This window comes from Eilatimonas milleporae, assembly GCF_003688555.1.
In the GTDB taxonomy this organism is placed as follows: Bacteria; Pseudomonadota; Alphaproteobacteria; order Sphingomonadales; family Kordiimonadaceae; genus Eilatimonas; species Eilatimonas milleporae.
Window position 1 is genome coordinate 709,589 of sequence record NZ_REFR01000010.1, and the last position, 21,070, is coordinate 730,658.

At 58.3% G+C, this 21,070-nt stretch carries 21 protein-coding genes; 12 read left to right on the forward strand and 9 right to left on the reverse strand.

The window, feature by feature from the left end:
* Positions 1-80 precede the first annotated feature (80 nt).
* Genes BXY39_RS07985 through BXY39_RS07995 form a run of 3 tightly spaced genes read left to right on the forward strand, consistent with a single transcriptional unit; the run spans position 81 to position 3,141 of the window.
* Positions 81-1,187, forward strand: a complete 1,107-nt coding sequence (locus BXY39_RS07985) for a TRAP transporter substrate-binding protein (protein WP_245999007.1) — start codon at positions 81-83, stop codon at positions 1,185-1,187.
* Positions 1,188-1,189: 2 nt separating this feature from the next.
* The gene (locus tag BXY39_RS07990) at positions 1,190-1,756 is read left to right on the forward strand and encodes a TRAP transporter small permease subunit (protein ID WP_245999008.1); all 567 of its coding nucleotides are present in this window, start codon (positions 1,190-1,192) and stop codon (positions 1,754-1,756) included.
* 14 nt (positions 1,757-1,770) lie between these two features.
* Positions 1,771-3,141 carry a TRAP transporter large permease gene (locus BXY39_RS07995; protein ID WP_121938295.1) on the forward strand — a complete coding sequence of 457 codons (1,371 nt, stop codon included), beginning with the start codon at positions 1,771-1,773 and terminating at the stop codon, positions 3,139-3,141.
* 14 nt (positions 3,142-3,155) lie between these two features.
* On the opposite strand, the gene spbR is transcribed toward BXY39_RS07995, so the two are convergent.
* Positions 3,156-4,292 (reverse strand): SpbR family protein, encoded by a 1,137-nt coding sequence (spbR, locus tag BXY39_RS08000; protein ID WP_121938296.1) that lies wholly within the window; start codon positions 4,290-4,292, stop codon positions 3,156-3,158.
* A 448-nt stretch (positions 4,293-4,740) separates the two neighbouring features.
* On the opposite strand from spbR, the gene BXY39_RS08005 reads away from it, so the two are divergent.
* The 3 genes from BXY39_RS08005 to BXY39_RS08015 all read left to right on the forward strand — a co-directional run bounded on the left by BXY39_RS08005 (position 4,741) and on the right by BXY39_RS08015 (position 7,683).
* Complete coding sequence (locus BXY39_RS08005) at positions 4,741-6,348, forward strand: alanine/glycine:cation symporter family protein (protein ID WP_121938297.1); 1,608 nt, start codon at positions 4,741-4,743, stop codon at positions 6,346-6,348.
* Positions 6,349-6,538: 190 nt separating this feature from the next.
* On the forward strand, positions 6,539-6,979 hold the full coding sequence (locus tag BXY39_RS08010) for a c-type cytochrome (protein WP_245999009.1): 441 nt from the start codon (positions 6,539-6,541) through the stop codon (positions 6,977-6,979).
* A 65-nt stretch (positions 6,980-7,044) separates the two neighbouring features.
* The gene (locus BXY39_RS08015; RefSeq protein ID WP_121938298.1) at positions 7,045-7,683 is read left to right on the forward strand and encodes an MlaC/ttg2D family ABC transporter substrate-binding protein; all 639 of its coding nucleotides are present in this window, start codon (positions 7,045-7,047) and stop codon (positions 7,681-7,683) included.
* Positions 7,684-7,772: 89 nt separating this feature from the next.
* Here BXY39_RS08015 and BXY39_RS08020 read toward each other — a convergent pair whose 3' ends face one another.
* Positions 7,773-8,300, reverse strand: a complete 528-nt coding sequence (locus tag BXY39_RS08020) for a glycine cleavage system transcriptional repressor (RefSeq protein ID WP_121938299.1) — start codon at positions 8,298-8,300, stop codon at positions 7,773-7,775.
* Positions 8,301-8,543: 243 nt separating this feature from the next.
* On the opposite strand from BXY39_RS08020, the gene BXY39_RS08025 reads away from it, so the two are divergent.
* Positions 8,544-8,765 carry a DUF4170 domain-containing protein gene (locus BXY39_RS08025; protein ID WP_121938300.1) on the forward strand — a complete coding sequence of 74 codons (222 nt, stop codon included), beginning with the start codon at positions 8,544-8,546 and terminating at the stop codon, positions 8,763-8,765.
* Positions 8,766-8,884: 119 nt separating this feature from the next.
* On the opposite strand, the gene BXY39_RS08030 is transcribed toward BXY39_RS08025, so the two are convergent.
* Together BXY39_RS08030 and BXY39_RS08035 are read right to left on the reverse strand one after the other, a co-directional pair.
* Positions 8,885-9,073 carry a hypothetical protein gene (locus BXY39_RS08030; RefSeq protein WP_121938301.1) on the reverse strand — a complete coding sequence of 63 codons (189 nt, stop codon included), beginning with the start codon at positions 9,071-9,073 and terminating at the stop codon, positions 8,885-8,887.
* A gap of 125 nt (positions 9,074-9,198) precedes the next feature.
* The gene (locus BXY39_RS08035; RefSeq protein WP_121938302.1) at positions 9,199-11,127 is read right to left on the reverse strand and encodes a DUF885 domain-containing protein; all 1,929 of its coding nucleotides are present in this window, start codon (positions 11,125-11,127) and stop codon (positions 9,199-9,201) included.
* Positions 11,128-11,419: 292 nt separating this feature from the next.
* Between BXY39_RS08035 and hspQ the strand changes: the two genes are divergently transcribed.
* Positions 11,420-11,764, forward strand: coding sequence for a heat shock protein HspQ (gene hspQ, locus BXY39_RS08040; protein ID WP_121938303.1), 345 nt, complete (start codon positions 11,420-11,422; stop codon positions 11,762-11,764).
* 123 nt (positions 11,765-11,887) lie between these two features.
* On the opposite strand, the gene BXY39_RS08045 is transcribed toward hspQ, so the two are convergent.
* The 3 genes from BXY39_RS08045 to BXY39_RS08055 form a co-directional block, all read right to left on the reverse strand.
* Positions 11,888-11,998, reverse strand: a complete 111-nt coding sequence (locus tag BXY39_RS08045) for an aa3-type cytochrome c oxidase subunit IV (RefSeq protein ID WP_121938304.1) — start codon at positions 11,996-11,998, stop codon at positions 11,888-11,890.
* A gap of 150 nt (positions 11,999-12,148) precedes the next feature.
* Positions 12,149-13,165, reverse strand: a complete 1,017-nt coding sequence (locus tag BXY39_RS08050) for a threonine ammonia-lyase (protein WP_245999010.1) — start codon at positions 13,163-13,165, stop codon at positions 12,149-12,151.
* Complete coding sequence (locus tag BXY39_RS08055) at positions 13,146-13,442, reverse strand: hypothetical protein (RefSeq protein ID WP_121938305.1); 297 nt, start codon at positions 13,440-13,442, stop codon at positions 13,146-13,148. Before BXY39_RS08055 ends, BXY39_RS08050 begins: the two co-directional genes overlap by 20 nt.
* A 469-nt stretch (positions 13,443-13,911) precedes the next feature.
* On the opposite strand from BXY39_RS08055, the gene BXY39_RS08060 reads away from it, so the two are divergent.
* Positions 13,912-14,688, forward strand: coding sequence for a hypothetical protein (locus tag BXY39_RS08060; RefSeq protein WP_147453511.1), 777 nt, complete (start codon positions 13,912-13,914; stop codon positions 14,686-14,688).
* Between the two features lie 119 nt (positions 14,689-14,807).
* On the opposite strand, the gene BXY39_RS08065 is transcribed toward BXY39_RS08060, so the two are convergent.
* On the reverse strand, positions 14,808-15,659 hold the full coding sequence (locus BXY39_RS08065) for an NTP transferase domain-containing protein (protein ID WP_121938307.1): 852 nt from the start codon (positions 15,657-15,659) through the stop codon (positions 14,808-14,810).
* On the reverse strand, positions 15,659-16,681 hold the full coding sequence (locus tag BXY39_RS08070) for a D-alanine--D-alanine ligase family protein (protein ID WP_121938415.1): 1,023 nt from the start codon (positions 16,679-16,681) through the stop codon (positions 15,659-15,661). The genes BXY39_RS08065 and BXY39_RS08070 overlap by 1 nt, the downstream gene beginning before the upstream one ends.
* Before the next feature lie 218 nt (positions 16,682-16,899).
* Between BXY39_RS08070 and BXY39_RS08075 the strand changes: the two genes are divergently transcribed.
* Genes BXY39_RS08075 through BXY39_RS08085 form a run of 3 tightly spaced genes read left to right on the forward strand, consistent with a single transcriptional unit; the run spans position 16,900 to position 20,978 of the window.
* Positions 16,900-18,405 (forward strand): thymidine phosphorylase family protein, encoded by a 1,506-nt coding sequence (locus BXY39_RS08075; protein WP_121938308.1) that lies wholly within the window; start codon positions 16,900-16,902, stop codon positions 18,403-18,405.
* Entirely contained in the window at positions 18,399-19,328 is a 930-nt protein-coding gene (locus BXY39_RS08080) for a ribose-phosphate diphosphokinase (RefSeq protein ID WP_121938309.1), read from the forward strand. The genes BXY39_RS08075 and BXY39_RS08080 overlap by 7 nt, the downstream gene beginning before the upstream one ends.
* A 24-nt stretch (positions 19,329-19,352) precedes the next feature.
* Positions 19,353-20,978: an MBL fold metallo-hydrolase RNA specificity domain-containing protein gene (locus tag BXY39_RS08085; protein WP_121938310.1), complete on the forward strand. Its 1,626-nt coding sequence runs from the start codon at positions 19,353-19,355 to the stop codon at positions 20,976-20,978.
* Positions 20,979-21,070 lie beyond the last annotated feature (92 nt).

Genomic DNA, 21,070 nt, shown 5'->3' on the forward strand with positions numbered 1-21,070 from the left:
GAGACCGACATGCGTTTCAGCGGCAGCCGGCTATCATCGTCGGCGGTCTACTGCCGGTCAAAACCTTGCGATTGAGTTTCATGAAAGCAACAGCGTTTTCGATTTTTCTCAAAAGGCTGGTCCTGATTATACCAGCCCTGACGGTCGCTTGCGGCCAACAGCCTGAAACGGACAGTGTCCCTAAGCAGCCGGAAGAAGCCGATACCCCTGTCACCTGGCGTCTTTCCAGCACATATCCATCGACCCTGCTGATTATCGGCACCATGGGCAAACGCGTTACCGAAAAAATCCACAGCCTGTCCGGAGAGCGTATCGACCTTGCCTTTTACGAACCCGGCGTTCTGGCGCCGCCTTTTGAAACTTTCGATGCTGTCAGCTATGGCGCGATCGAAGCCGGTTGGTCCACATCCGGATATTGGGCCGGCAAAGAACCGGCCCTTCAGCTTTTTTCATCCGTTCCATTCGGCCCGGCAGCACCGGAATATCTGGCCTGGTATGACCATGGAGGCGGCAGAGCCCTTTTTGAACGCATTTATCACCGCCATAACATCCATGGGATTATCTGCGGTCTGAGCCCGCCTGAAGCCTCCGGCTGGTTCAAACGCGAGATTACCGGTATCGAAGATTTTCAGGGTCTGAAAATTCGTTTTTTCGGCCTGGGCGGAAAAGTGCTGGAAAAAGTCGGCGCGGCCCCGCAACTGATCGCGGGCGGAGAGATTTATCAGGCCCTGGAACTGGGAACCATCGACGCCAGCGAATATGCCATGCCCGCCGTCGATTACCGGATGGGCCTGCATGAAGTCGCAAAACATTACTATCTGCCTGGCTGGCATCAGCAATCGACCTTTTTTGAATTAATCATCAATCTGGATGCATGGAACGGATTGAGTCCCCACCAGCAATCCCTGATCGAAGCTGCCTGTTCAGCCAATATTCGCGAAGGATTATCCGAGGGCGAGGCGCTTCAGACCGAAGCCATGAGCAAAATCGCTGCCGCCGGCGTAACCATTCATACATGGTCTCCCGAAATTCTGCAGTCCTTGGAAACAGCCTGGATGCAGGTCGCGGATGAACTGGCCGAAGATGATGCCACCTTCGCAGAAGTCTGGGCGTCCTTGCAGGCTTTCCGCGAAACCTATCGCGGCTGGTTCGACCGTGGTTATCTTCGCCGCAGCGTCCGGGACTAGTTGTGGCTATTCTTTTGAATATTGCACGAATTCTGGAAACGCCGGTTATCTGGATCGGAAGCCGGGCCGCCTGGCTCAGTGTCATTCTGATGGCGGTCATCGTCTTCGATGTCACTCTGCGGCACTGGTTTGTTGTCGGTTCGACCCAATTGCAGGAACTGGAATGGCACCTGCACGGAGCCCTGTTCCTGCTGTGCCTTGGGTGGGCCTATATTCGCGGCGCTCACGTGCGGATCGAACTTCTAAGCGACCGTTGGTCGGCGCGGCGCCGCGCGTGGGTGGAACTCGCCGGCTGTACGCTTTTCCTGCTGCCTTATGTAACGATGTTGCTGATCTATGGCGGCGACTATGTTGCCATCAGTTTTGCTTATGAAGAAGCATCCGCATCTCCCACGGGTCTGACCAACCGCTGGATCATAAAGGGCGTTATGATCCTCGGGGTGGCGTTGCTCGGCCTGGCCGGGACAGCACGCTTTCTGGAAGCCATCGTCTATCTGACCGGTACGGCTGAAACGGCGGGTAAAACCCGTTTCGCAGCAGCACAACGCACCATAAGCAGCCGCACCTGAGGGGAAAGAATTCCATGCCCGATGTCACCTTTGGTGAGCTGATGCCTTTCCTGATGTTTGCCGTATTGACACCGCTTTTGTTCAGCGGGTTGCCCGTGGCCTTCATACTGGGCGGCGTCGCGCTTCTGTTCTGGGCGGTGGCGGTTCTGTTCGCCGGTGAAAATCCCGCCAGCTTTTTTCTGGTGGTCAGCCGCATCTTCGGCGGGGTGGTCTCCAAAACAGTCCTGGTGGCCATCCCGATGTTTGTTTTCATGGGAACAATGCTGGAAAAAAGCGGTATTGCCCGCGACCTGCTGGCCACGTTGCAGAAAATGACACACAGGGTGCCCGGCGGTCTGGCACTGTCCGTCACGCTTCTTGGCGTCATCCTTGCCGCGACCACGGGTATAATCGGTGCCAGCGTCGTCATGATGACGCTTATGGCATTGCCCGTCATGCTGGAACACCGATACGACGGCACACTGGCGACCGGAACCATTGCCGCATCCGGCACTCTTGGCATCCTGTTGCCGCCATCCATCATGCTGGTTGTCATGGCGGACCTGTTGGGCATATCCACCGGGGCCCTGTTCATGGCTGCCATTGTACCCGGATTGATGCTGGCGGGGCTTTATATGGCCTATATCGCCATGCGTGTCAGTATGGCACCCCATCTCGCACCGCAAATGTCAAAAAGCGCGGCAGATGACCAGTCGCTTGGGACAGGCGATATCTTCAAAAGCCTGGCACCGCCGACCATACTCATCCTTGTGGTTCTGGGCTCTATTTTCGGCGGCATTGCAACACCGACAGAAGCCAGCGGTGTCGGCGCTGCCGGCGCACTGATACTTGCGGCAATCAGGGGCAAGCTGACGCGGGCGACGATGCAGGATGTGGTGGAAACCACGGCCCTGACAAGCGCGATGCTGTTCGGCCTGTTCGTTGGCGCGACCGCGTTTTCCTATGTCTTTGCGCTGCTGGGAGGGCATGACAGCCTGATCGCCATGATCGAGGCGAGCGGGGTCGGATCCTGGGGCATTCTGGCGGCGTTGATGTTAACGACCTTTCTGCTTGGCTTTTTTTTCGACTGGATCGAGATCACGCTGATTATCCTGCCGGTCTTCGCACCTGTGATAGCCGGTCTGGACTTTGCCGGTCATGTTCCGGCAGGCGCTCCGACACTGGTCTGGTTTGCCGTCCTGATGGCGGTCAACCTGCAAACCAGTTTTCTGACGCCGCCCTTCGGCTTCGCCCTGTTTTACATGAAAGGAGCCGCCCCGGACGGGCTGAGCCTTAGCACCATATATAAAGGGATTTTCCCTTTTGTATTGTTGCAGCTCGCGGGTCTTGTCACCCTTTTGATCTGGCCGGACCTCGCCTTGTGGCTGACACGGGATGCAGGATAACCGGTCAGCGGCACTCAACCATTCTGAAGTGCCAGATCCTCATCATGCCGTTCGACGCGCTGCAATTTGCCGATCAGATAATCAAGGTTTTCGGTGTCGACCTCGTCTTCAACCGCCGTCAGCACCCGTTCGATCATCAACTGCCTGAACATTTCACGGTCATCGCCGCCGGTGGCTATCATCTCAGCAGATACTTCCAGCGCGGCGCGTGCCACCTTCAGGAACTGGGGCGGAATGCCCGCAGCCTCAAAAAGCCTTTTCATGCCAAGAGAACCACGGTCGTGTACCAGCGTATAGGCATTTGCCGTGGGAATGTCGGCAAGGGCAGCCAGGGCCGCCTCAAAAAATGTGGTGTCGCCCATACACAGTGCCCGAACGATCAGCGTTGGCGTCAGCCTGCCATTTCGTTGCAGCTGATCCACAAGCTCGGCAACCGTGGTTTCCGTCTCGCTGCCGTCCAGCAGAGAGACCGTTGCCCTTTCCCGGCTGGCCAGCAGCAGGTCGGCGGCCATACCCGAAGAAATCTCGTGATGGGTCATGATATGTTCGCGCAAACGCTCGGACACCATCGTCACCAGCCGCTCCGCCACGGAAATCGGCAATTCGCCCCGCTGGACAAGCGGGGTTTTGACAATGTCGCTGTCCTTGAAGGCGTCGAGCACTTTGTCATAAGTGCCGCCGGCAATATCGGCTCCCTCGTTGGCGACAAGAGTGGCAACGACATTTTCGTCCCTTGTATCGACAAGGGCATCGGCAACGTCCTCGGAAACCGCTTCACGGCCCGCAACGGCCTGCTGGAGGGCAGCCCCCCGCGTTCTAACGATTTCAATCAGATCTTCGTCAGTCAGAACACTGGACTTTTCGATAACGGGCAGAGCAACGTCTTCGACATCTTTTGCAAGGCTCCGCGCCACATCATGCGGCACGTCGGGATTCTCTTTCAGGCTTTCCGACAACGCCTGACGCACCCGGACCGCGGCATCGCGGACCATGGCACGAAAAATATCCTTTGCGATGGCACGCTCGGTGTCGCTTAGATCCGCACTGGCGAATGTATCGGCAACTTTGACAGCCGCATCGGCACGGTTTTCCTCATTAGGATCCTGCAGAAGACGCGCGACATCGGCGCTGGTCAGTTTTTTGTCGGACACAAACAGCCCTTCCTTACCTTGACGCTACAAAACCTGCCAATGACAGGTGCGGCTTACCCACCGCAATAACACCATGCACTTCGCATGACGGTTCAAGCCGGGGTCGGGTGCTGGTGCAATGACGGCTCCCCTTCCCATAACCGAGATGGCTCAATCGCTTAAACATCAAAGCCAATTCTCAAAGGCGAATACCGTAAAACAGTTAATAATATGTCAGCTTTGTGACGATCTTTGAGTTGTGCCACAGGCATCAAGCCGCTAGCATGCGCGCGATTTTAGCTGCTCGTTTTGTTCGCCCCAAGCTTTATCTCGATATTTAAGCTAAATTGGCGCGGTAGGACGGTGTGGTGTTCCCGCTTAAAAGGCGGAAACCATACGACTTCCGCCCGGCGTGCACTGCATAAGCGGCTTTGCGAAAAAGCAAAGATAACAGCCGAAGGGTGTTGGTATGAACCGTATTTTGGCCGGACTGGCCGCACTGATCGCCGGAACAACAGCCGCAGTAGCGGCAGAAGACGGGGCGACAGCGGGCAGCAGAAGCTTCTCCGATTTGGTCAATGACACGATTTCACCAGTTACCGATTTTATTTCAGGCATCATTTTCTTCGAGATTCCACTCGACTTCATCATCGACGGTGCACCCGGATTTCCCTTTATCGTCATATGGCTGCTTGGCGGGGCGGTTTTTTTCACTTTTTACATGGGCTTCGTCAATTTACGCGGCTTTCGGCAATCTCTCAGAATTGTTTCGGGCAAATATGATGATCCGGACGACCCTGGCGAGGTCACGCATTTTCAGGCATTGACAGCGGCCCTGTCCGGTACGGTCGGCCTTGGCAATATCGCCGGCGTGGCCATCGCCCTGACAATCGGCGGGCCGGGCGCCACCTTCTGGATGATCCTGGCCGGTCTGTTCGGCATGACCAGTAAATTCACCGAATGTACGCTGGGTTTGAAATACCGCGAGATCGACGCGGACGGCGTCGTCTCAGGCGGCCCCATGCATTATCTGTCCAAAGGGTTGGCCCGGCTTGGCCGACCCGGCCTTGGCAAAGTTCTCGCCGTCATGGCCGCTTTGATCTGCATCGGCGGCGCTTTCGGTGCCGGTAACATGTTCCAGGTCAATCAGTCTTCAACACAATTCACCAATGTGATGGCGGAATTGACCGGCGGAACGGACAGTCTTTTTTACGGCCGCCCGTGGATCTTCGGCATCCTGTTCTCGATTGCCGTCGGCATGGTGATCATTGGCGGCATCCGGCAAATCACCCATGTGACAGAATTTCTGGTGCCGGTTATGGCGGGGATTTATGTCACCGCGGCGCTGGTCATTCTGGGCACCCATATCACGGAAATTCCGGGCGCTTTCGGACAGATTTTCGCCGGGGCCTTTACCGGCGAGGGTATCACGGGCGGTATCATAGGCGTGATGATCCAGGGTCTGCGGCGGGCGACCTTCTCAAACGAAGCGGGCATAGGCTCCGCCTCAATCGCGCATGCCGCAGCCAAAACGCGTGAACCGGTGGCGGAAGGTCTTGTCGCTCTCCTGGAACCTTTTGTCGATACCGTCATCATCTGCACCATGACAGCCCTTGTCATCATCGTAACGGGCAGCCTGGAAACCGAAATGGCCCAAGAAGCCGCACGGATCGGTGGCACCGCGATCGGTATCAGTCTGACCTCGCAGGCCTTTGACAGCGTGATCGTCGGCTTCAAATACGTGCTTTCCGTAGCCGTTGTGCTGTTTGCTTTTTCAACGTCGATCACCTGGTTCTATTATGGCCAGCGTTCTTTTCTATATCTGGTCGGCAACAAACCGAATGCAGAGCTGGCCTTCAAATCCAGCTACCTTGTGGTGCTGGTGATCGGTTCGGCCATGCAGCTGACCGCAGTCATGGACTTTGCCGATGCGATGCTGCTTGGCATGGGCTTTCCCAATATCGTCGGCCTGTATCTGCTGCGGCATGAAGTGCGCGATTTGATGCAGAGTTATTTCGCGCGTCTGCGCAGCGGGGAAATCCGGCCCACGGAAGAGACCGTCAAGGTCACGGGTTAAGGAGAGGCAAACCCGGTTCCCCGTCCCATCCGACAAAGATCCGATGCCACAATGCCGCAGGGGGTTGCGCTGCCAGATTAAGACCATATCGTCAAAATACTGACGCAAACCGTCCGTAAACGGAATTAAGCGGAACGGTATTGACCGAAACACAGCGACTGATTTGTCACAGCTTAGGAGATCCAAAGCCATGCAAAGGTTCATCCGCGTAAGCGCGCCATTGATTGCCGCCCTGATGGTTGCAGCCACCTCTTCCGTTCCCGTGGTCGCACAGGACGATGATCCGGCCTCGGTCGCGCTTTCGTCAGAAGGCAACGCCGAAAAGGGGCGCCGTCTCTTCAACCGGTGCAAGGCCTGCCACAATCTGACGGCTGCCAAACGACCGAAAATGGGACCTAATCTGGACAATGTTTTCGGGCGGACCGCCGGCACGTCTGAAAGTTTCCCGCGCTACTCGAAAGCCCTTCAGGATGCGGGCTTTGTCTGGACGGAAGAAAAACTTGACCAGTGGCTTGCACAGCCCAAGACTTTTCTGCCCGGTAACAAGATGGCCTTTGCCGGATTGCGCAAGCCCCAGGACCGCAAGGATCTGATGGCGTATCTGCGCGAAGCCGCCATGACCGCGGAATAAGACCTGCGTTGCCGCAAGAAGGCACAAACAGCCAGCCGGCAGGTCTCCTGACCAGGAGGAGAGAAATGCGCCATACTGTTTTTTTGTACCGTCTTGCGGTTTTTTGCCTTGTCCTTGTTTTACAGGTGGCATCATCCGTTGCACAGGACCGGGCTGCGGATGATGTTGATGGGGCAGTTGCCTTTATCGAAAAGCTGGCCGAGGATACGAAAACCGTCTGGTCGGATGCCACTTTGACCGAGACGGAACGGCAACAGGGGTTTCGGGACCTGTTCAACACGGCCACGGATGTCAATTATCTGGCACGGGCCATGATTGGCCGTCATTACCGCACGGCATCGACAGCGCAGCGTCAGGCCTATCTGGCAGCGATGGAAGACTTTATCATCGGGGAGTTCGATACCCGGATGACACAGATCGGTTTTCGCGACCTGATCGTCACCGGTACGGTACCGGCCCCCGGCAAACGGGGCCATCTGTTTGTCCGCACCAAGGTGGAATCAGACACGGGCGACCCTCTTCTTGCAGACTGGCGCGTCCGAAAGAAGGACGGCACCTTCCAGATCGTCAATCTGGAAGTGGAAGGCATCAATCTGGTCATCACCAATCGTGAAGTTTTCTCCGCGCGTATCAGCGAAGTGGGCATGGACGGCCTGATCACGGAATTGCGGGAGAAATATCCTCCCACACAAAGCGCTGACTGACAGCAGGGAGGACAACGCAACGCCGTCGGTCTGATATGATGACACCAGGCCGACGGATCATTGCGTGTTTCAGCTATGCCGGGCCGGTTTTATGGCCGGGCGACATTCATCTCGCAGGCAAGGCCGAGACTGCCCGCCGTATTGAAAAGCGCATTTTCCAGCACCTCCACCTCAGCCGCGGCGACATTGACGGCAAATCGCGTGCGATAATCATCCGTCCCGCCGCGCTCGGTGCGCCGGCTTGTCATCCGTACAATATTGGCATTGTGGTTTTGCAGGACCTCACTCATCCTGGCGACAAGGCCAGGACGGTCACCGCCGCTGAATTCAACAATATGCGTGACCGCTCCACGCTCCAGCCGCTCGCTGGCATAGGGCGCCGGCTCGACACTGATGCGGGCATCTTCAAGGCAGGCAAGAGCGCTCAACGCGGCATGAATATCGCCGGCACCGACAGAGGCTTCCACCTCGCCCAGGGCGGAAAACTCGAACCCCTCACCAAGTACGGCAAAGCTGGCGTCCGCCAGATTGACGCCGGCATCATAGAGTGTGCCGCTCACGGATGAGATAACCCCGACACGATCCGCACCGCTTATGGATATCAAAAAAGTCTGCATGAAAAATCCCCTGGCTCTTCCAGCCTGTTTTACAAATCCGTCCGGCTTTGCCTCTTAGCATCCGGTCAATCGGCAATTGATCGATCTGGAAATGAGATCTCCCGGCTATACAACAAGTCGTGCCTTTCTCCATCGAATTTGATAAAGAAGCAGCAAAATAACAACCGGCGACGGGGACGGTCAGCCTTGACCTCACCCGCGAGACAAGAAACCAAATATGCCTGAAAGGGGTTGAAAACAATCATGTCCGACAAACAACTGCTGCACCTGGTGTTCGGCGGCACCGTCACCGACCCTCAAACCCTGGAATTCGCCGATCTTGCCAAGGTCGATATTGTCGGCATTTTTCCGAGCTATGCGGAAGCTGAAAAAGCCTGGCGCAGGGTCAGCCAAGCCAATGTCGACGACGCATTGAAGAAATATGTGGTCGTCCATCTGCACCGGTTGCTGGAACCGGATGCATGACCCATCCGCTTTCGTAAAGCAGGCACGCAGGCACGGTCTGGGTGGTGCGCCATAGCCGCAGATGGCCGCAGGGCACTGGCTATCGCGTCCCGCATCTCGCCCCGATCGGGGCCGCTGCATCAGCTTAGAGGGCGACGCGCAGTAAAATAGGCGGCAATGCCGTCTTCCATAGCACTGGGGTCAGCACCATAGGCACCGAGCCGGGCTGCCAGAAGGCGCCGGGCTTCTTCCCAATTCGCGGGGTGATTTTGGGTCAACACCACGTGGGCGACACGGCGCAGCCCTTCATTGTTGATCACTTGAACCATTTTACGTCTTACCTGCTATCGCTTTCCGATACTCGAAAGCTAGCTGATCACAGGTTTCTGTCAAATCTGTGACGAATCCGTAAAAGCTCAGCGACAGTCCGGCTTTGCGGTCTCCATGGGGAATTTCAGGACTGCTCGGCAATCCAGGCGTTTACATTTTCCTCCAAGACCGACAGCGGGACGAAACCGCTGCCGAGGACGGCTCTGTGAAATCCCCGGAAATCGAAACGCCCCCCCAGCCTGTTCATGGCTCTGTTACGCAATTCCATAATCTTCAGCTTGCCAACCATATAGGCGGTTGCCTGGCCGGGCAGGACGATATAGCGCTCTATAGCCGCAATGGCATCCCCTTCCGGATTGGGCGTATTGTCCACAAGATATTGAATGGCCTGCTCACGAGTCCATTTCCTGGCATGGATGCCGGTATCCACCACCAGGCGGCACGCCCGCCAGAGTTCCATCGCCAAACGGCCGAAATCACTGTAAGGGTCCTGATAGAAGCCCATATCCTTGCCAAGCTCTTCCGTGTACAGCCCCCATCCTTCGCTGAAAGCGGTAAACCGGGCGGTACGCTGGAAAAGAGGCACCCCTTCCAATTCCTGGGCCAGTGCGATTTGGAAATGATGACCGGGTATGCCTTCGTGATAGGCCAGCGCCTCAAGCTGATAGAGGGGCATATCGGCCATGTTGCGTAAATTGGCGTAGAAAATCCCCGGGCGGGAGCCATCGGGCGCCGCGCGCTGGTAAAAAGCCTTGCCCGCGGATTGCTCGCGGAAGGCTTCAACCGCGCGGACTTCCATCGGCGCCTTCGGAATCAGATCAAAATAATCCGGCACCCGGGCCTGCATGGCCTCAATAATGTTACGGGCCCGTTCCAGATAGCGCGCCTTGCCCTCCTCCGTATTTTCAAAGAAAAACTGCTCGTCCGTGCGGGTAAAATCAAAAAACTCCGCCAAGGTGCCTTCAAAGCCGACCTTATCCATAATGGCCTGCATTTCACCGTGGATACGCTCCACATTGGAGAGACCCAGAACGTGAATCTCGTCGGCCGTCAGGTCGGTTGTGGTGTGATAGGCCAGAGCCCCGGCATAGAAGTTTTCTCCGTCGGGGAATTTCCAAACCCCATCATCGGTGGTCGCAAGGGCCTCCTGCCGCTCAAGTTCAGCGATCAGGGCCTCATATCCCGGCTTTACACCGGTCAGAAGCGCCGCTTGCGCCCTCAATTGCAGGCGTACCGTTTCCTGTTCGGACAGGTTAAGAGAGGCAATCTTACGCTTGAAATCCGCGAACAGCAGCGTGTCTTCAGCCTCGCGCGCACCAGCGCCATTTTCTGTGTCCAGGCTTTCCGCGTCATTTCCCGCGCCGTCCTCGCCGGCGGCATCGTCTCCACCGGGGGTGGTCCCGGCGCCATCAAACGGGGCCCCGCTGATGACATTGCGGGCCGCAGAGATCACTTTTGGAAACACGAACCTGGGCGGCAGGATCCCTTTCGCCTGCCGGGCCGACATCTGAGCAACCACCTGCGCCATCAGGGCACCGACCTTTTCCAGTCGTACGATATAGGCCTCGGCGTCGGCAACCGTATCGATACGGTGTACCGTCATCAGATGCGTCGGAACCAGTGTATGCCATCCATACATCTGATTGACCGGATACCCGTAATCGCGCCAGTCATCGAGGGTGATGGCGCGCTCGGTATCGATTGCAAACAGGCGCTGACTTAAGCGATTGGCCTCGTTCAATGTCTCGGGCTCGAACGCTCTTGCCTGCGCCAGTTGCGCCTGCATCAACACGCGCACCTCGTCGGCGGTGTCGTCACTCAGGTCCGGCCAGGAATCATTGCGGCGGCGGTCCCCAAGACGTTCCGCCAGAAGCGGATTATAGGCCAGACGCGCCTGCATCGCCTTTTCGAAAAAAGTCTGAATGAGGAGATTCTGGTCCTGTACAAGGCTTTCAGCACCGGCAATTTCCGCTGCCTGCCGGGTTTCGGGTGCCTCACCACAGGCCGTCAGTGCCAGAACCAGAGCTGTGATTGAAACGGACTGTCGCAGCATATTTGCCCCTCACTCCAAAAATATCGATCTGATCCGCATAACGGATCATGGAACAAGACGCAAATAAAGGCGGGAAAATCCGCCGGGATATCTCTCTATTCCGGCAGCCGGCGGCAGGGCCGCCAACTGACGGACGGTAAAAGCATATTTACCGTATGGAAACGAACAGGACGGCTGTGTCCCTGTTGTCATTCGCAGAGATAATGCCTCCGTGACCGACGGCGCCCATTGACAGATCAAAATCCTGCCCTTTATTGACGGTATGAAAGATGTACAGGAGTGATGTCTACACATGAACGAACATAACGATCCGAAACGGCAGGCACGTTTTAATATCGGGCAAGTGGTCAAACACCGCATGTTTCCGTTTCGCGGCGTGATTTACGATGTGGACCCTGAATTTGCCAATACCGAAGAATGGTATGAAGCAATCCCGGCGGAAATCCGCCCGTCCAAGGATCAGCCCTTTTATCATCTTCTGGCAGAGAATGAAGAAGCGGCCTATGAAGCCTATGTCAGCCAGCAAAATCTGATAGCGGACCGTTCGGGCGAACCGGTCGATCATCCCGATGTGGAAGAACTGTTCGGAGAATTTCGCGGCGATCACTATCTGCCACGGGGATTGGCCCAACATTAGGACCGCCGTGCGGAAGCCGGGCGGTGGCGCTGTTTCCGCCACCTGCGCCAAACATAAAGGGCGGCACCATGACCGCCCTTTTTCAGTTCCCGAACAATCGGGGCAGGCCCTGGCCGCCCAGCTTTACGCCACGAACAGGGCAAGCAGTACGAGAACAATGATAATAGCGATGAGGCTCCGCTTCGTCCATGCCATGAAGCCGGTATATGTCTGTTCCTGTTCCTGAATTTCCATCGCCTCAACACCCTTTATTGGTACCTTGATCCGCCATGCTGCAGATGGCGGCCCATAAAGACACGGTTTGCCTTCACGCTCTATACCGCAAGGCAGAACCCGCGCCAAGCCCCCGTGTTTGAACGGCGCTCCTGCCCCGACACGCGCGGCTCAAGGCCCATCCGGCCATGCCGGTTGCCGTTTCACGCAGCCCGCCAAAAGATCGGGGTCAATATTGCCGCCGCTGATGACGGCAACCGTCACCTTGCCCTGCAAGTCCACCTGTCCTGACAAGGCGGCCGCCAACGCCACGGCGCCACCCGGTTCCGCCACCAGATGAAAATATGCGGCGGCGGTGGCCACGGCATCCAGCGCCTGATCGTCCGACACGCATAAACCGCGCACGCCCAGCGCCGACAATACGGCAAAGGGCAATCGTCCCGGACTGGGTGACAACAGGGCATCGCAGACGGAGCGGGCACCCGGTTCCACCGTGTGCCGTCTGCCGGTTTGCAGGGATTTTCTGGTATCGTCGAAACCGGCGGGTTCAACAGTGTAGGCATCCATGTCCGGGAAAACCGCCTTCAGGGCGGTAAAACTGCCGGAACTGAGACCCCCGCCCCCGCAACATATCAACGCCTGGTCGGGTGTCAGCGCCCGGGACCCGAGATCGCGGGCGATCTCCAGCCCGACCGTCCCCTGCCCGGCCATGATATGCACATCGTCGAAAGACGGGACAACCGTGGCACCGCGCGCATCCGCCAGGCGTGCCGCGATGTCCTCGCGATTTTCCCGGTAGCGGTCATACAGCACCAGTTCGGCCCCATATGCCGCCGTATTGGCTTTTTTGACCGTGGGCGCATCTTCCGGCATGACGATCGCGGCATGAATACCAAGCTTTCGCGCGGCAAGCGCCACGCCCTGAGCGTGGTTCCCGCTCGAAAACGCCACCACGCCGCGGGCCCTTTCCGCGTCGCCTAACTGGACAAGCCGATTGTAGGCACCGCGAAACTTGAAACTGCCCGTCAGTTGCAGACACTCGGGCTTGATGAGAAGGCGTCCCCCTATGGCCGCATTCACCAGATCGCTTTCCAGCAAGGGCGTGTGTACAGCCTGCTGCGCCAGGCGTCCGGCGGCGGCTTCGATATCCTCAGGCGAAATGGGCGGGTTACCTGTTTTTTCCGTCACGGTGTTTTTGTCTCCTCCTCGTTCTTTCCCCTCTCAGGCGGTTGCGCAGCCGGTACCAGGCCCGACCGAAGAAAAGGTCGAGCCTGCGGCGAAACCGTCTGACCGGCCGTGAATCCATGCTGAGCACATACAGGCCCAGGGGCAGCATCCAGAAACCCAGAACCGGTAAAAAGCCCAAGATGCCCCCGATGATCAGCAACAACCCGACGGCCCAGCGCGCCAGCTTCGACGATGGCAGATTTTGCCTGATCCAACGCTGTAGTTTCCGTGCCGTCATATACTGTCCGTCTGAATCGCCGGTCCGAAGGCAGCTGAGCGAAGAGAGGTGCACAGGAGTGTGCATATCCGCATCGTTCAACACTGAAAATCATGGCACCATAAAACGAATCGAATCGTGAATCATAGTGTTCGAAATAAAAAACAAGGCCCCGATGAAGCGAAACAGCCGATTGCGGTCACGACCATCAGTGAGACTGCACAACAGAGATATTTCTTTTCAAGAAAATCGTCCAGACCATAACGCAGCCGTTTTCCCCTCCTGACAGTCCTGTGTGGGGCCACCCAATGACACTTCCCTGTCGCCCAAGTCCTGTCGCCCAAGTCCTGTCACCCAGGCCCTGTCACCCAGGCCCTGTCGTCCGGGGGAACGCTTGACCGGTCAAAACACATATGGTCCTGTTGATGACAGTGATGATACCATCCGTCGCACACTGTCAAAAGCAGACAGCACGATTGGCCCCGTCCCCATGACAGCATCTTCATCCCGGAAAACCGACAGCCGCTTTCCCGCCCGGTTTACCGTTTTCAAATATGTCCTGTACGGTCTGCTGCTGGTCAACACGCTGTATTTCCTGGCGGAAGACTATACCGCAGCAGGCTATACCTTCCGTAACGGCATCACCCTGGGCGACATGGCCGAGATTTTCGCGACCTTCATCGATTCCATATCCTGGTTTGTTCTGCTGATCGTCTTTGAACTGGAAACCTCCATCCTGTCCGACGCGCGCCTGAAAGGGACACTGAAATGGGGGCTCAGCGGCATTGTCGCCGTTGCCTATGCCTTCACCCTGCTGGCGTGGACGGGGTATGCGGGCAATTACCGGATGATGCAGGGCTTCCAACCGGTGCAAACAACATCCTTGCCGCAAAACCCGTGCAAATATACAGACGGCGCCCCCGACGGGCAGAACTGGGCACTGGCGAACGATCTGGACAGATATGAGCCGCTTGATCCGGTCAATTGCCGGCGTCTCGCGCCCGGTGATTTTTCAGTTCATCCGGACATCCATATCCTGGCCGACACCGGTCTCGCCGCCAGAATGCGGAGGCTGAGCCTGACGGACGTCGTCAATGCCGGTGCCTGGTTACTGATCGTGCTGATATTGCAGGCGGATGTATTGCTGCACTTGTCGGGCGCGCTGACACAGCCGCTGATATGGATCAGTATCGGCCTGAAGGCCCGTTCTTTACGCCGTTATCGTTCTGGCCTGTTTTTATTGGGCCCTGCTGGCCGCATGGGTTGATTTCTGGGACGCCTTTTTGTGGCTGCTGGCCTTTTTCTGTATCGAGCTTAACCTTTTCAGCTGGAACCGGGCGACCGCCCGGGCGGCACCTTGAGACTGCCAGCACAGTCAGACCCCGTTTACGGCGACATGGACGCCGTCGGTGACGCCTGACGGCGGCGTATATTCAAAATCTCGCCGGCAATCCGTTTGGAACGCTGATTGTCAACATCGATGGGGGCTTCGGCGAAAGGCATGTCGACAGGCTTGACCACCGTCCCGAACCGCCGGGACATGCGGTCAAAGGCCCGATCGCGTTCAAACCAGGCGTAACGATAAGCCAGCGCATTCACAAAACCGAAAGCCTGCAAAACCCGCATCGGCGACTTGGCGAACTGCCCGCCGGTCTTGAATGCCCGCGCGGCGGCCATGGCCTGTGTATTCATCACCGCGTAAAGATTGCAGTTGGACCATTCCCCGTCAGCGAAACGATGAAAGCGCCGCTGACCATCCGGATATTCGGCCAGCAGCACATCCTTTGCCGTCATGGCAATACCGGCGTCCGCATCGTTGTCCAGCATGCCGCCGCAGAAATGGCCGATCATGTCAGGGGTCAACAGGACGTTGTCGGCAGTGGTGATCAGACATGGATAAGGGGTCTCGGTATCATCTTCTTTTTGCGCCTGATCGGACAGGACCGCGTCCAGGCTGTCGAACAGCGTTTTTTCCGCGGGAACGACGGTCAGCCGGCCGCACTCTTCATACTGCTGTACGGCCTCGACGGCGCGTACCGTCTCAGGGGCATCCACGGAAACCGTGATCCGGCCGATATGAGGAGACGCGGCCAGGGCATCCAGCACATGGGCGATCAGGGGCTTGCCTTCCAGCTCAATCAGGCATTTGTGGCTGACCCCGGCGGCAACGGCCAACGGGTTGACGATGCCCGCTCTCTGCGCGGCCAGAACAACGGCGTGAAAAGACGGATGCGGCATCAGTGAGCGTCCATGACATGTTCGGGTTCAACCACACCCTGCCTTAGAAGACTGTGGCATAAAATCGTCTCGATCAGGTCTTCATGGGTCATGGACAGACTGCGGGCCGAGAAACTGGTGGCCTTCGTCGACCACAGGTTACAGCTCAGATTGATTTCGATGAAATTGAGCGTGTCGGTCCCCGCGTCATACTTGAATTCCAGACGCCCGTAATCGAACGGCCATAATTCGGGCATCAAGGCGTTCGCCACATCGGCCAGCCGACTCTCCATCGCGGGGTCTTTCAGGATATTCAGCATCACCGTGTCGCTGGGTTCCAGATGACGCTTTTGCCTGTATGACCGAATGGCGTCGGGATTGTTGGCATCGAAACGGACCACCGGCAGCATCCACGGCCCCCGCGCACCGATCACCGGCAAGGCCAGCTCCACCCCGGACACATAAGCCTCGACAATCACATCATGGCCCTGGGCGTGCAGGTCTTCCATATGGGCACGGGCATCGTCCCATGTGGCAAAAAGCCCGATCCCCCACGACGCCGAACTGGCATTGGGTTTGACGACCAGCTTGGTCCAGTCAAAGGACGGCGGTGCGATTTCCAGTGCATCGCGCCGGTATATTTCCCAATCCGCCGTGGCGATACCCCGTGACCGCGCCACCAGCTTCATCAGATGCTTGTCGTCGCCCAGGCCCCGCAGAATGGGGCTTGCCCCCAGAAAAGGAACGCTGTGGAACATAGACAGCAGCGGGACCAGCATTTCGCTGTTCTGAAAACCGGCCCGGTTGAACAAGGTGACGACGAAATCGCAGTCCGGTTTTTCAAACATCCGTTCGATCCGGCCCGATGCCTCCACTGTCAATCCGATGGCTTTCAGCGTGTCCCTGAGTTCACTATGGTAGGTTGCGTGACTGCCATCGACCGGGTCCGGTCTGCCATCCGATTCCGCCCATTTGGCCAGAAAAAGAAACCTGAGTTTTTCTTTCTGATCCGGCGCCAACTTCAAACAGTGATTGGGCTGCATGTACAAGATCCCCAACGCCGTGAACATCAGGCCTGACGGCCATCTTACAAGTCTACAGTGTCGCTAAAATGCCCGTGTGATCAGGTCAAGCTCTATTTAACCCAAAGTTATATTAAAACATCCGGGCGGAACCGGGGCATTCGCGATGTTGACCCGGATCAAGGTAGTGCAATTCAATGGCATGGCATCCCTGAACAGGGAATTAAGGGGAAGCATCCATGCTGAAACTGAAACGCATCGGGCTCGATACACACAGGCAAAATGTCGCCTTTATCGCGAGGACATGCCGCCCGTACCGGCCCGAGGACTTTCAGGCGCTGAAAAAAATAGAAATCCATCATACCGGCGACAGCATGCTCGCGACCCTGATCATATCGGATGACGGCAGCATTGTTGCCGACGACGAGCTTGGCCTGTCGGGGCCCGCCTTTGACCGTCTTGGCGCAGGGGAAGGGACGAGCGTCACCATAGCCCCGGCCGCGCCGCCCAAAAGCATGGAAGCGGTGCGGGCGAAAATGCGCGGCCATACCCTGAGCGACGGTGAAATCGACGTCGTCATCCGCGATATCTCGGGCCTGCGATACTCGGAAATGGAGATCGCCGCTTTTCTCATTGCCTCCGCCAGCTATACGACGTCCCGGGAGATGCTGGCACTGACACAGTCGATGGCGCGGGTCGGCAACCGCCTGGACTGGTCATCCGATGTCATCGTGGACAAGCACTGCATTGGCGGCATTCCCGGCAACCGGACCTCCATGGTGGTGGTGCCGATTGTTGCCGCGCACGGTCTGATGATCCCGAAAACCTCATCGCGGGCGATCACATCGCCGGCCGGAACGGCGGATACGATGGAAGTGCTCGCCCGTGTCGATCTGTCCATCGCGGAGATGACCGAGGTGGTGCGGACACACAAAGGCTGTCTGGTCTGGGGCGGCCATGTCAATCTGTCACCGGCTGACGACATTCTGATTTCCGTTGAACGCCCGCTCAGGATCGACACGCGGGAACAGATGGTGGCTTCCATCCTGTCGAAGAAGCTGGCGGCCGGCTCCACGCATCTGCTGATCGACATTCCCGTCGGGCCGACGGCAAAAGTCCGCGATGCCGGGGAAGCCATGCGTGTGCGCAAGCTGTTTGAATATGTCGGTGATCGTATCGGGATCGATCTGCGTATTGTCGTCACCGATGCCCGGGAACCCGTCGGGCGCGGGATCGGCCCGGTTCTGGAAGCCCGGGACGTGATGGCCGTCCTGAACGGCCATGAGGATGCACCGACCGACCTGCGGGAGAAGTCGTTGCAGCTTGCCGGCAGGCTGCTTGATTTCGACCCGGCCCTGCGCGGCGGCACGGGATATGACCGGGCCCGCGATCTTCTCGACAGCGGGCGGGCACTGGCCACGATGGAGGCCATCATCGATGCCCAGGGCCGCCGCACGCCGCCGCCTCTCGGCACCCTGACCCGCGATATCCTCGCCCCCGTATCCGGCACGATCAGCGGCATCGATTGCTACAGGCTGGGCCGGATTGCCCGTCTGGCCGGCGCGCCGATGGATAAGGGCGCCGGGATCGACCTGTTGCGGAAAAACGGCGACCGGGTCGAAAAAGGCGAACCGCTTTATCGTATTCATGCCTGTGTCAAATCCGATTTTTCCTTTGCCCACGGGCTGGCGGATGAGGACAACGGCTATCGTCTGGACGTCGGCGCGGGGGCCCCGCCATGCTGACAAAGGCTATCTATGCCCCGCCGTATGCGGCGGAAAAGGGCGCCGTCCTTGCGGGCGCCGTGGATTTGCCCTTCATCCCGCTGGAACATCACCGTTTCCCGGACGGCGAAATCCGGGTCAGGGCGTATCCTCCGGCAGCAGCCGCGGTTCTCTTCGCGCCGCTGCACCGACCGGATGACAAACTGGCCGCCCTGCTCTTCGCGGCGGCGGCGTTACGGGATCAGGGATCGCGGCATATAACGCTGATCGCGCCCTATCTGTGCTATATGCGCCAGGATACGGCCTTTCGCGAGGGCGAAGCTGTCAGCCAGCGGGTAATCGGCAAGATACTGGCGGAGAGCTTCGATCACATCATCGCGGTGGAGCCGCATTTGCACCGCACCGCCAGTCTGGGCGCGGTGTTTCCCGGCATCCATGCGACCGCTGTCGCGGGGGCTCCGGCACTGATCGACCTGCTGCGCCGTGAGACCGTCGCGGACAGCACGCTGCTGGTCGGACCGGACTCCGAAGCCCGCCCCTGGGTCGAGGCCGTTGCCGGCCCCCTTGGGCTGGACTGCCTGACAGCGGACAAAACCAGACACGGTGACCTCAGCGTACAGATCACATTGCCGCAAAACGCCGTCATCAGGGGGCGCCGTGTCATTCTCGTCGACGATATGGTCTCGACCGGGGGGACCCTGGCCCGTACCGCGACCCTGCTGCGCAGTGCCGGCGCGTCTGGTGTGGAGGCGGTGGTTGTTCACGCCCTGTGCTCTGACAGCGATATGGCGCGCCTGCGCGACGCCGGCATCGACCGGCTGCGATCCTGCGATACGGTCCCGCACAGCAGCAATGCCGCCTCCATCATTCCGGTCCTGGCCGACGTTCTGTGCAAAACGGGTGCAAACGATCAGACCGGCGGCGAAGACGATAGGGACCGGTAAACGCATCCCTCCGGAAGCAATGACATGACGATTGAACTGACATTTTGCGGTGCCGCCCAGACAGTGACAGGGTCCTGTTTCTGGATCCGGACGGCAAAAACCCAGTTTCTGGTGGACTGCGGCATGTTTCAGGGCCCGAAATCCTTGAAAGCCCTGAACTATGGTGCCTTCCCCTTCGATCCGGCGGCACTGGATTTCGTCCTGCTGACGCATGCGCACACCGACCACGCCGGCCTGATCCCGCGCCTGATCCGCATGGGCTTTGACGGCCCGGTCTATGCCACCCGGGGCACACGCGACCTCTTGAGTTACATGTTGCCGGACAGCGGGCACATTCAGGAAATGGAGGTCACCTTTCTGAACCGTCGCCGCGCCCGGCGCGGCCTGCCGGAGGTCGCGACGATCTACACCCGTGAACAGGGGGACGCCGCGATCAACTGTTTCCGTCCCGTCCCATACGAGACCTGGCTGGAACCGGCCGCCGGTGTCCGTGTGCGGTTCTGGAATGCCGGACATATCCTGGGATCGGCCTCGATCGAGTTGGAAATGGCGACGGAGCGTCCCCCGGACAGACAGTTGCGCCTGCTGTTTTCAGGGGATATCGGCCCCGAACACAAGCTGTTTCATCCCGACCCGAAAGCGCCGGAAAACTGGGATTATGTTATCTGCGAGGCGACATATGGCGGGCGCGGACGGGCCGATCTGTCCGCCGGTGAACGCCGAAACCGTCTGGGGGATATCGTCCGCCGTGCCCTCGGCAGGAACGGTGTGCTGGTCATTCCCGCGTTCGCCATTGAAAGAACACAGGAACTGCTGGCGGATCTCGCCATTCTCCTGTCGGAGCGGGGCATTCCACAGGTCCCGGTTTTTCTGGACTCTCCCCTGGCGATCCGGGCAACCGGCATTTTCGACGATCATGCCGACGGCTTCGAAGATGTCGGCATGACAGCCTCGGCCTTCCGTCATCCCAGCTTTCACTTCACGGAAAGCGTGGCCCAGAGCCGTGCCATAGAACGCTACACAAGCGGCGTGATCATCATCGCCGCCAGTGGCATGTGTGACGCCGGACGTATCCGGCACCATCTGAAAAATCATCTGTGGCGGGACAATGCGACCATTCTGCTCACCGGATATCAGGCGCCCGGCACTTTGGGCCGCTTTCTGCAGGACGGCGCACGAACGGTCCGCATTCAGGGGGAAGATATCCGCGTCAAAGCGGACATCCGGTCGATCGACTTCTATTCAGGCCATGCCGACGGTGACAGTCTGGTGCGCTGGATTCAGGGCCGGCAACCGATCAAACGGGGACTGTTTCTCGTCCACGGTGAAGAAAACGGCCTGAACGCCCTGAAAACGGCCATTGCGGAGGGCGGTTTTCCCGAAGACCGCATTGTGCTGCCACGGCTGGACGACAGCTTCCAGCTGCTGGGGGAAGCCGTCCGGCCGGAACTGAAGAAAGCCCCGCGCCGTCTGGCGCCCGACGTCGTCGGCCGGCCGGACTGGCACAATCACCTGACACGGCTTTCAATCACGTTGCGCGACATGCTGGAAGACGCACCGGACGAAAAGACACGTACCCGTATCCTGAAACGGCTGGACCGGGCGGTTGAGGATGCCTGGGCCCATATGCCGCCGTCTGAAAAGCACTGACACCGCTCCGGATGCGACCCCGAATGCAGGCACCCCGCGGGAAAAGCCCGCAGGGTGCCGAATGTTCGATGCGATTTAAGGAATTCGGTCGA

Bases quoted from the DNA above. Each gene is read 5' to 3' on its own strand.
- BXY39_RS08035 (WP_121938302.1), bottom strand. From the start codon at position 11,127: ATGCTGCGACAGTCCGTTTCAATCACAGCTCTGGTTCTGGCACTGACG.
- BXY39_RS08025 (WP_121938300.1), top strand. From the start codon at position 8,544: ATGTCCGACAAACAACTGCTGCACCTGGTGTTCGGCGGCACCGTCACC.
- BXY39_RS08070 (WP_121938415.1), bottom strand. From the start codon at position 16,681: ATGCAGCCCAATCACTGTTTGAAGTTGGCGCCGGATCAGAAAGAAAAA.
- BXY39_RS08005 (WP_121938297.1), top strand. From the start codon at position 4,741: ATGAACCGTATTTTGGCCGGACTGGCCGCACTGATCGCCGGAACAACA.
- BXY39_RS08065 (WP_121938307.1), bottom strand. From the start codon at position 15,659: ATGCCGCATCCGTCTTTTCACGCCGTTGTTCTGGCCGCGCAGAGAGCG.
- BXY39_RS08020 (WP_121938299.1), bottom strand. From the start codon at position 8,300: ATGCAGACTTTTTTGATATCCATAAGCGGTGCGGATCGTGTCGGGGTT.
- BXY39_RS08075 (WP_121938308.1), top strand. From the start codon at position 16,900: ATGCTGAAACTGAAACGCATCGGGCTCGATACACACAGGCAAAATGTC.
- BXY39_RS08055 (WP_121938305.1), bottom strand. From the start codon at position 13,442: ATGACGGCACGGAAACTACAGCGTTGGATCAGGCAAAATCTGCCATCG.
- BXY39_RS08010 (WP_245999009.1), top strand. From the start codon at position 6,539: ATGCAAAGGTTCATCCGCGTAAGCGCGCCATTGATTGCCGCCCTGATG.
- hspQ (WP_121938303.1), top strand. From the start codon at position 11,420: ATGAACGAACATAACGATCCGAAACGGCAGGCACGTTTTAATATCGGG.
- BXY39_RS08085 (WP_121938310.1), top strand. From the start codon at position 19,353: ATGACGATTGAACTGACATTTTGCGGTGCCGCCCAGACAGTGACAGGG.
- BXY39_RS08060 (WP_147453511.1), top strand. From the start codon at position 13,912: ATGACAGCATCTTCATCCCGGAAAACCGACAGCCGCTTTCCCGCCCGG.
- BXY39_RS07985 (WP_245999007.1), top strand. From the start codon at position 81: ATGAAAGCAACAGCGTTTTCGATTTTTCTCAAAAGGCTGGTCCTGATT.
- BXY39_RS07995 (WP_121938295.1), top strand. From the start codon at position 1,771: ATGCCCGATGTCACCTTTGGTGAGCTGATGCCTTTCCTGATGTTTGCC.
- BXY39_RS08080 (WP_121938309.1), top strand. From the start codon at position 18,399: ATGCTGACAAAGGCTATCTATGCCCCGCCGTATGCGGCGGAAAAGGGC.
- BXY39_RS08015 (WP_121938298.1), top strand. From the start codon at position 7,045: ATGCGCCATACTGTTTTTTTGTACCGTCTTGCGGTTTTTTGCCTTGTC.
- BXY39_RS08030 (WP_121938301.1), bottom strand. From the start codon at position 9,073: ATGGTTCAAGTGATCAACAATGAAGGGCTGCGCCGTGTCGCCCACGTG.
- BXY39_RS08045 (WP_121938304.1), bottom strand. From the start codon at position 11,998: ATGGAAATTCAGGAACAGGAACAGACATATACCGGCTTCATGGCATGG.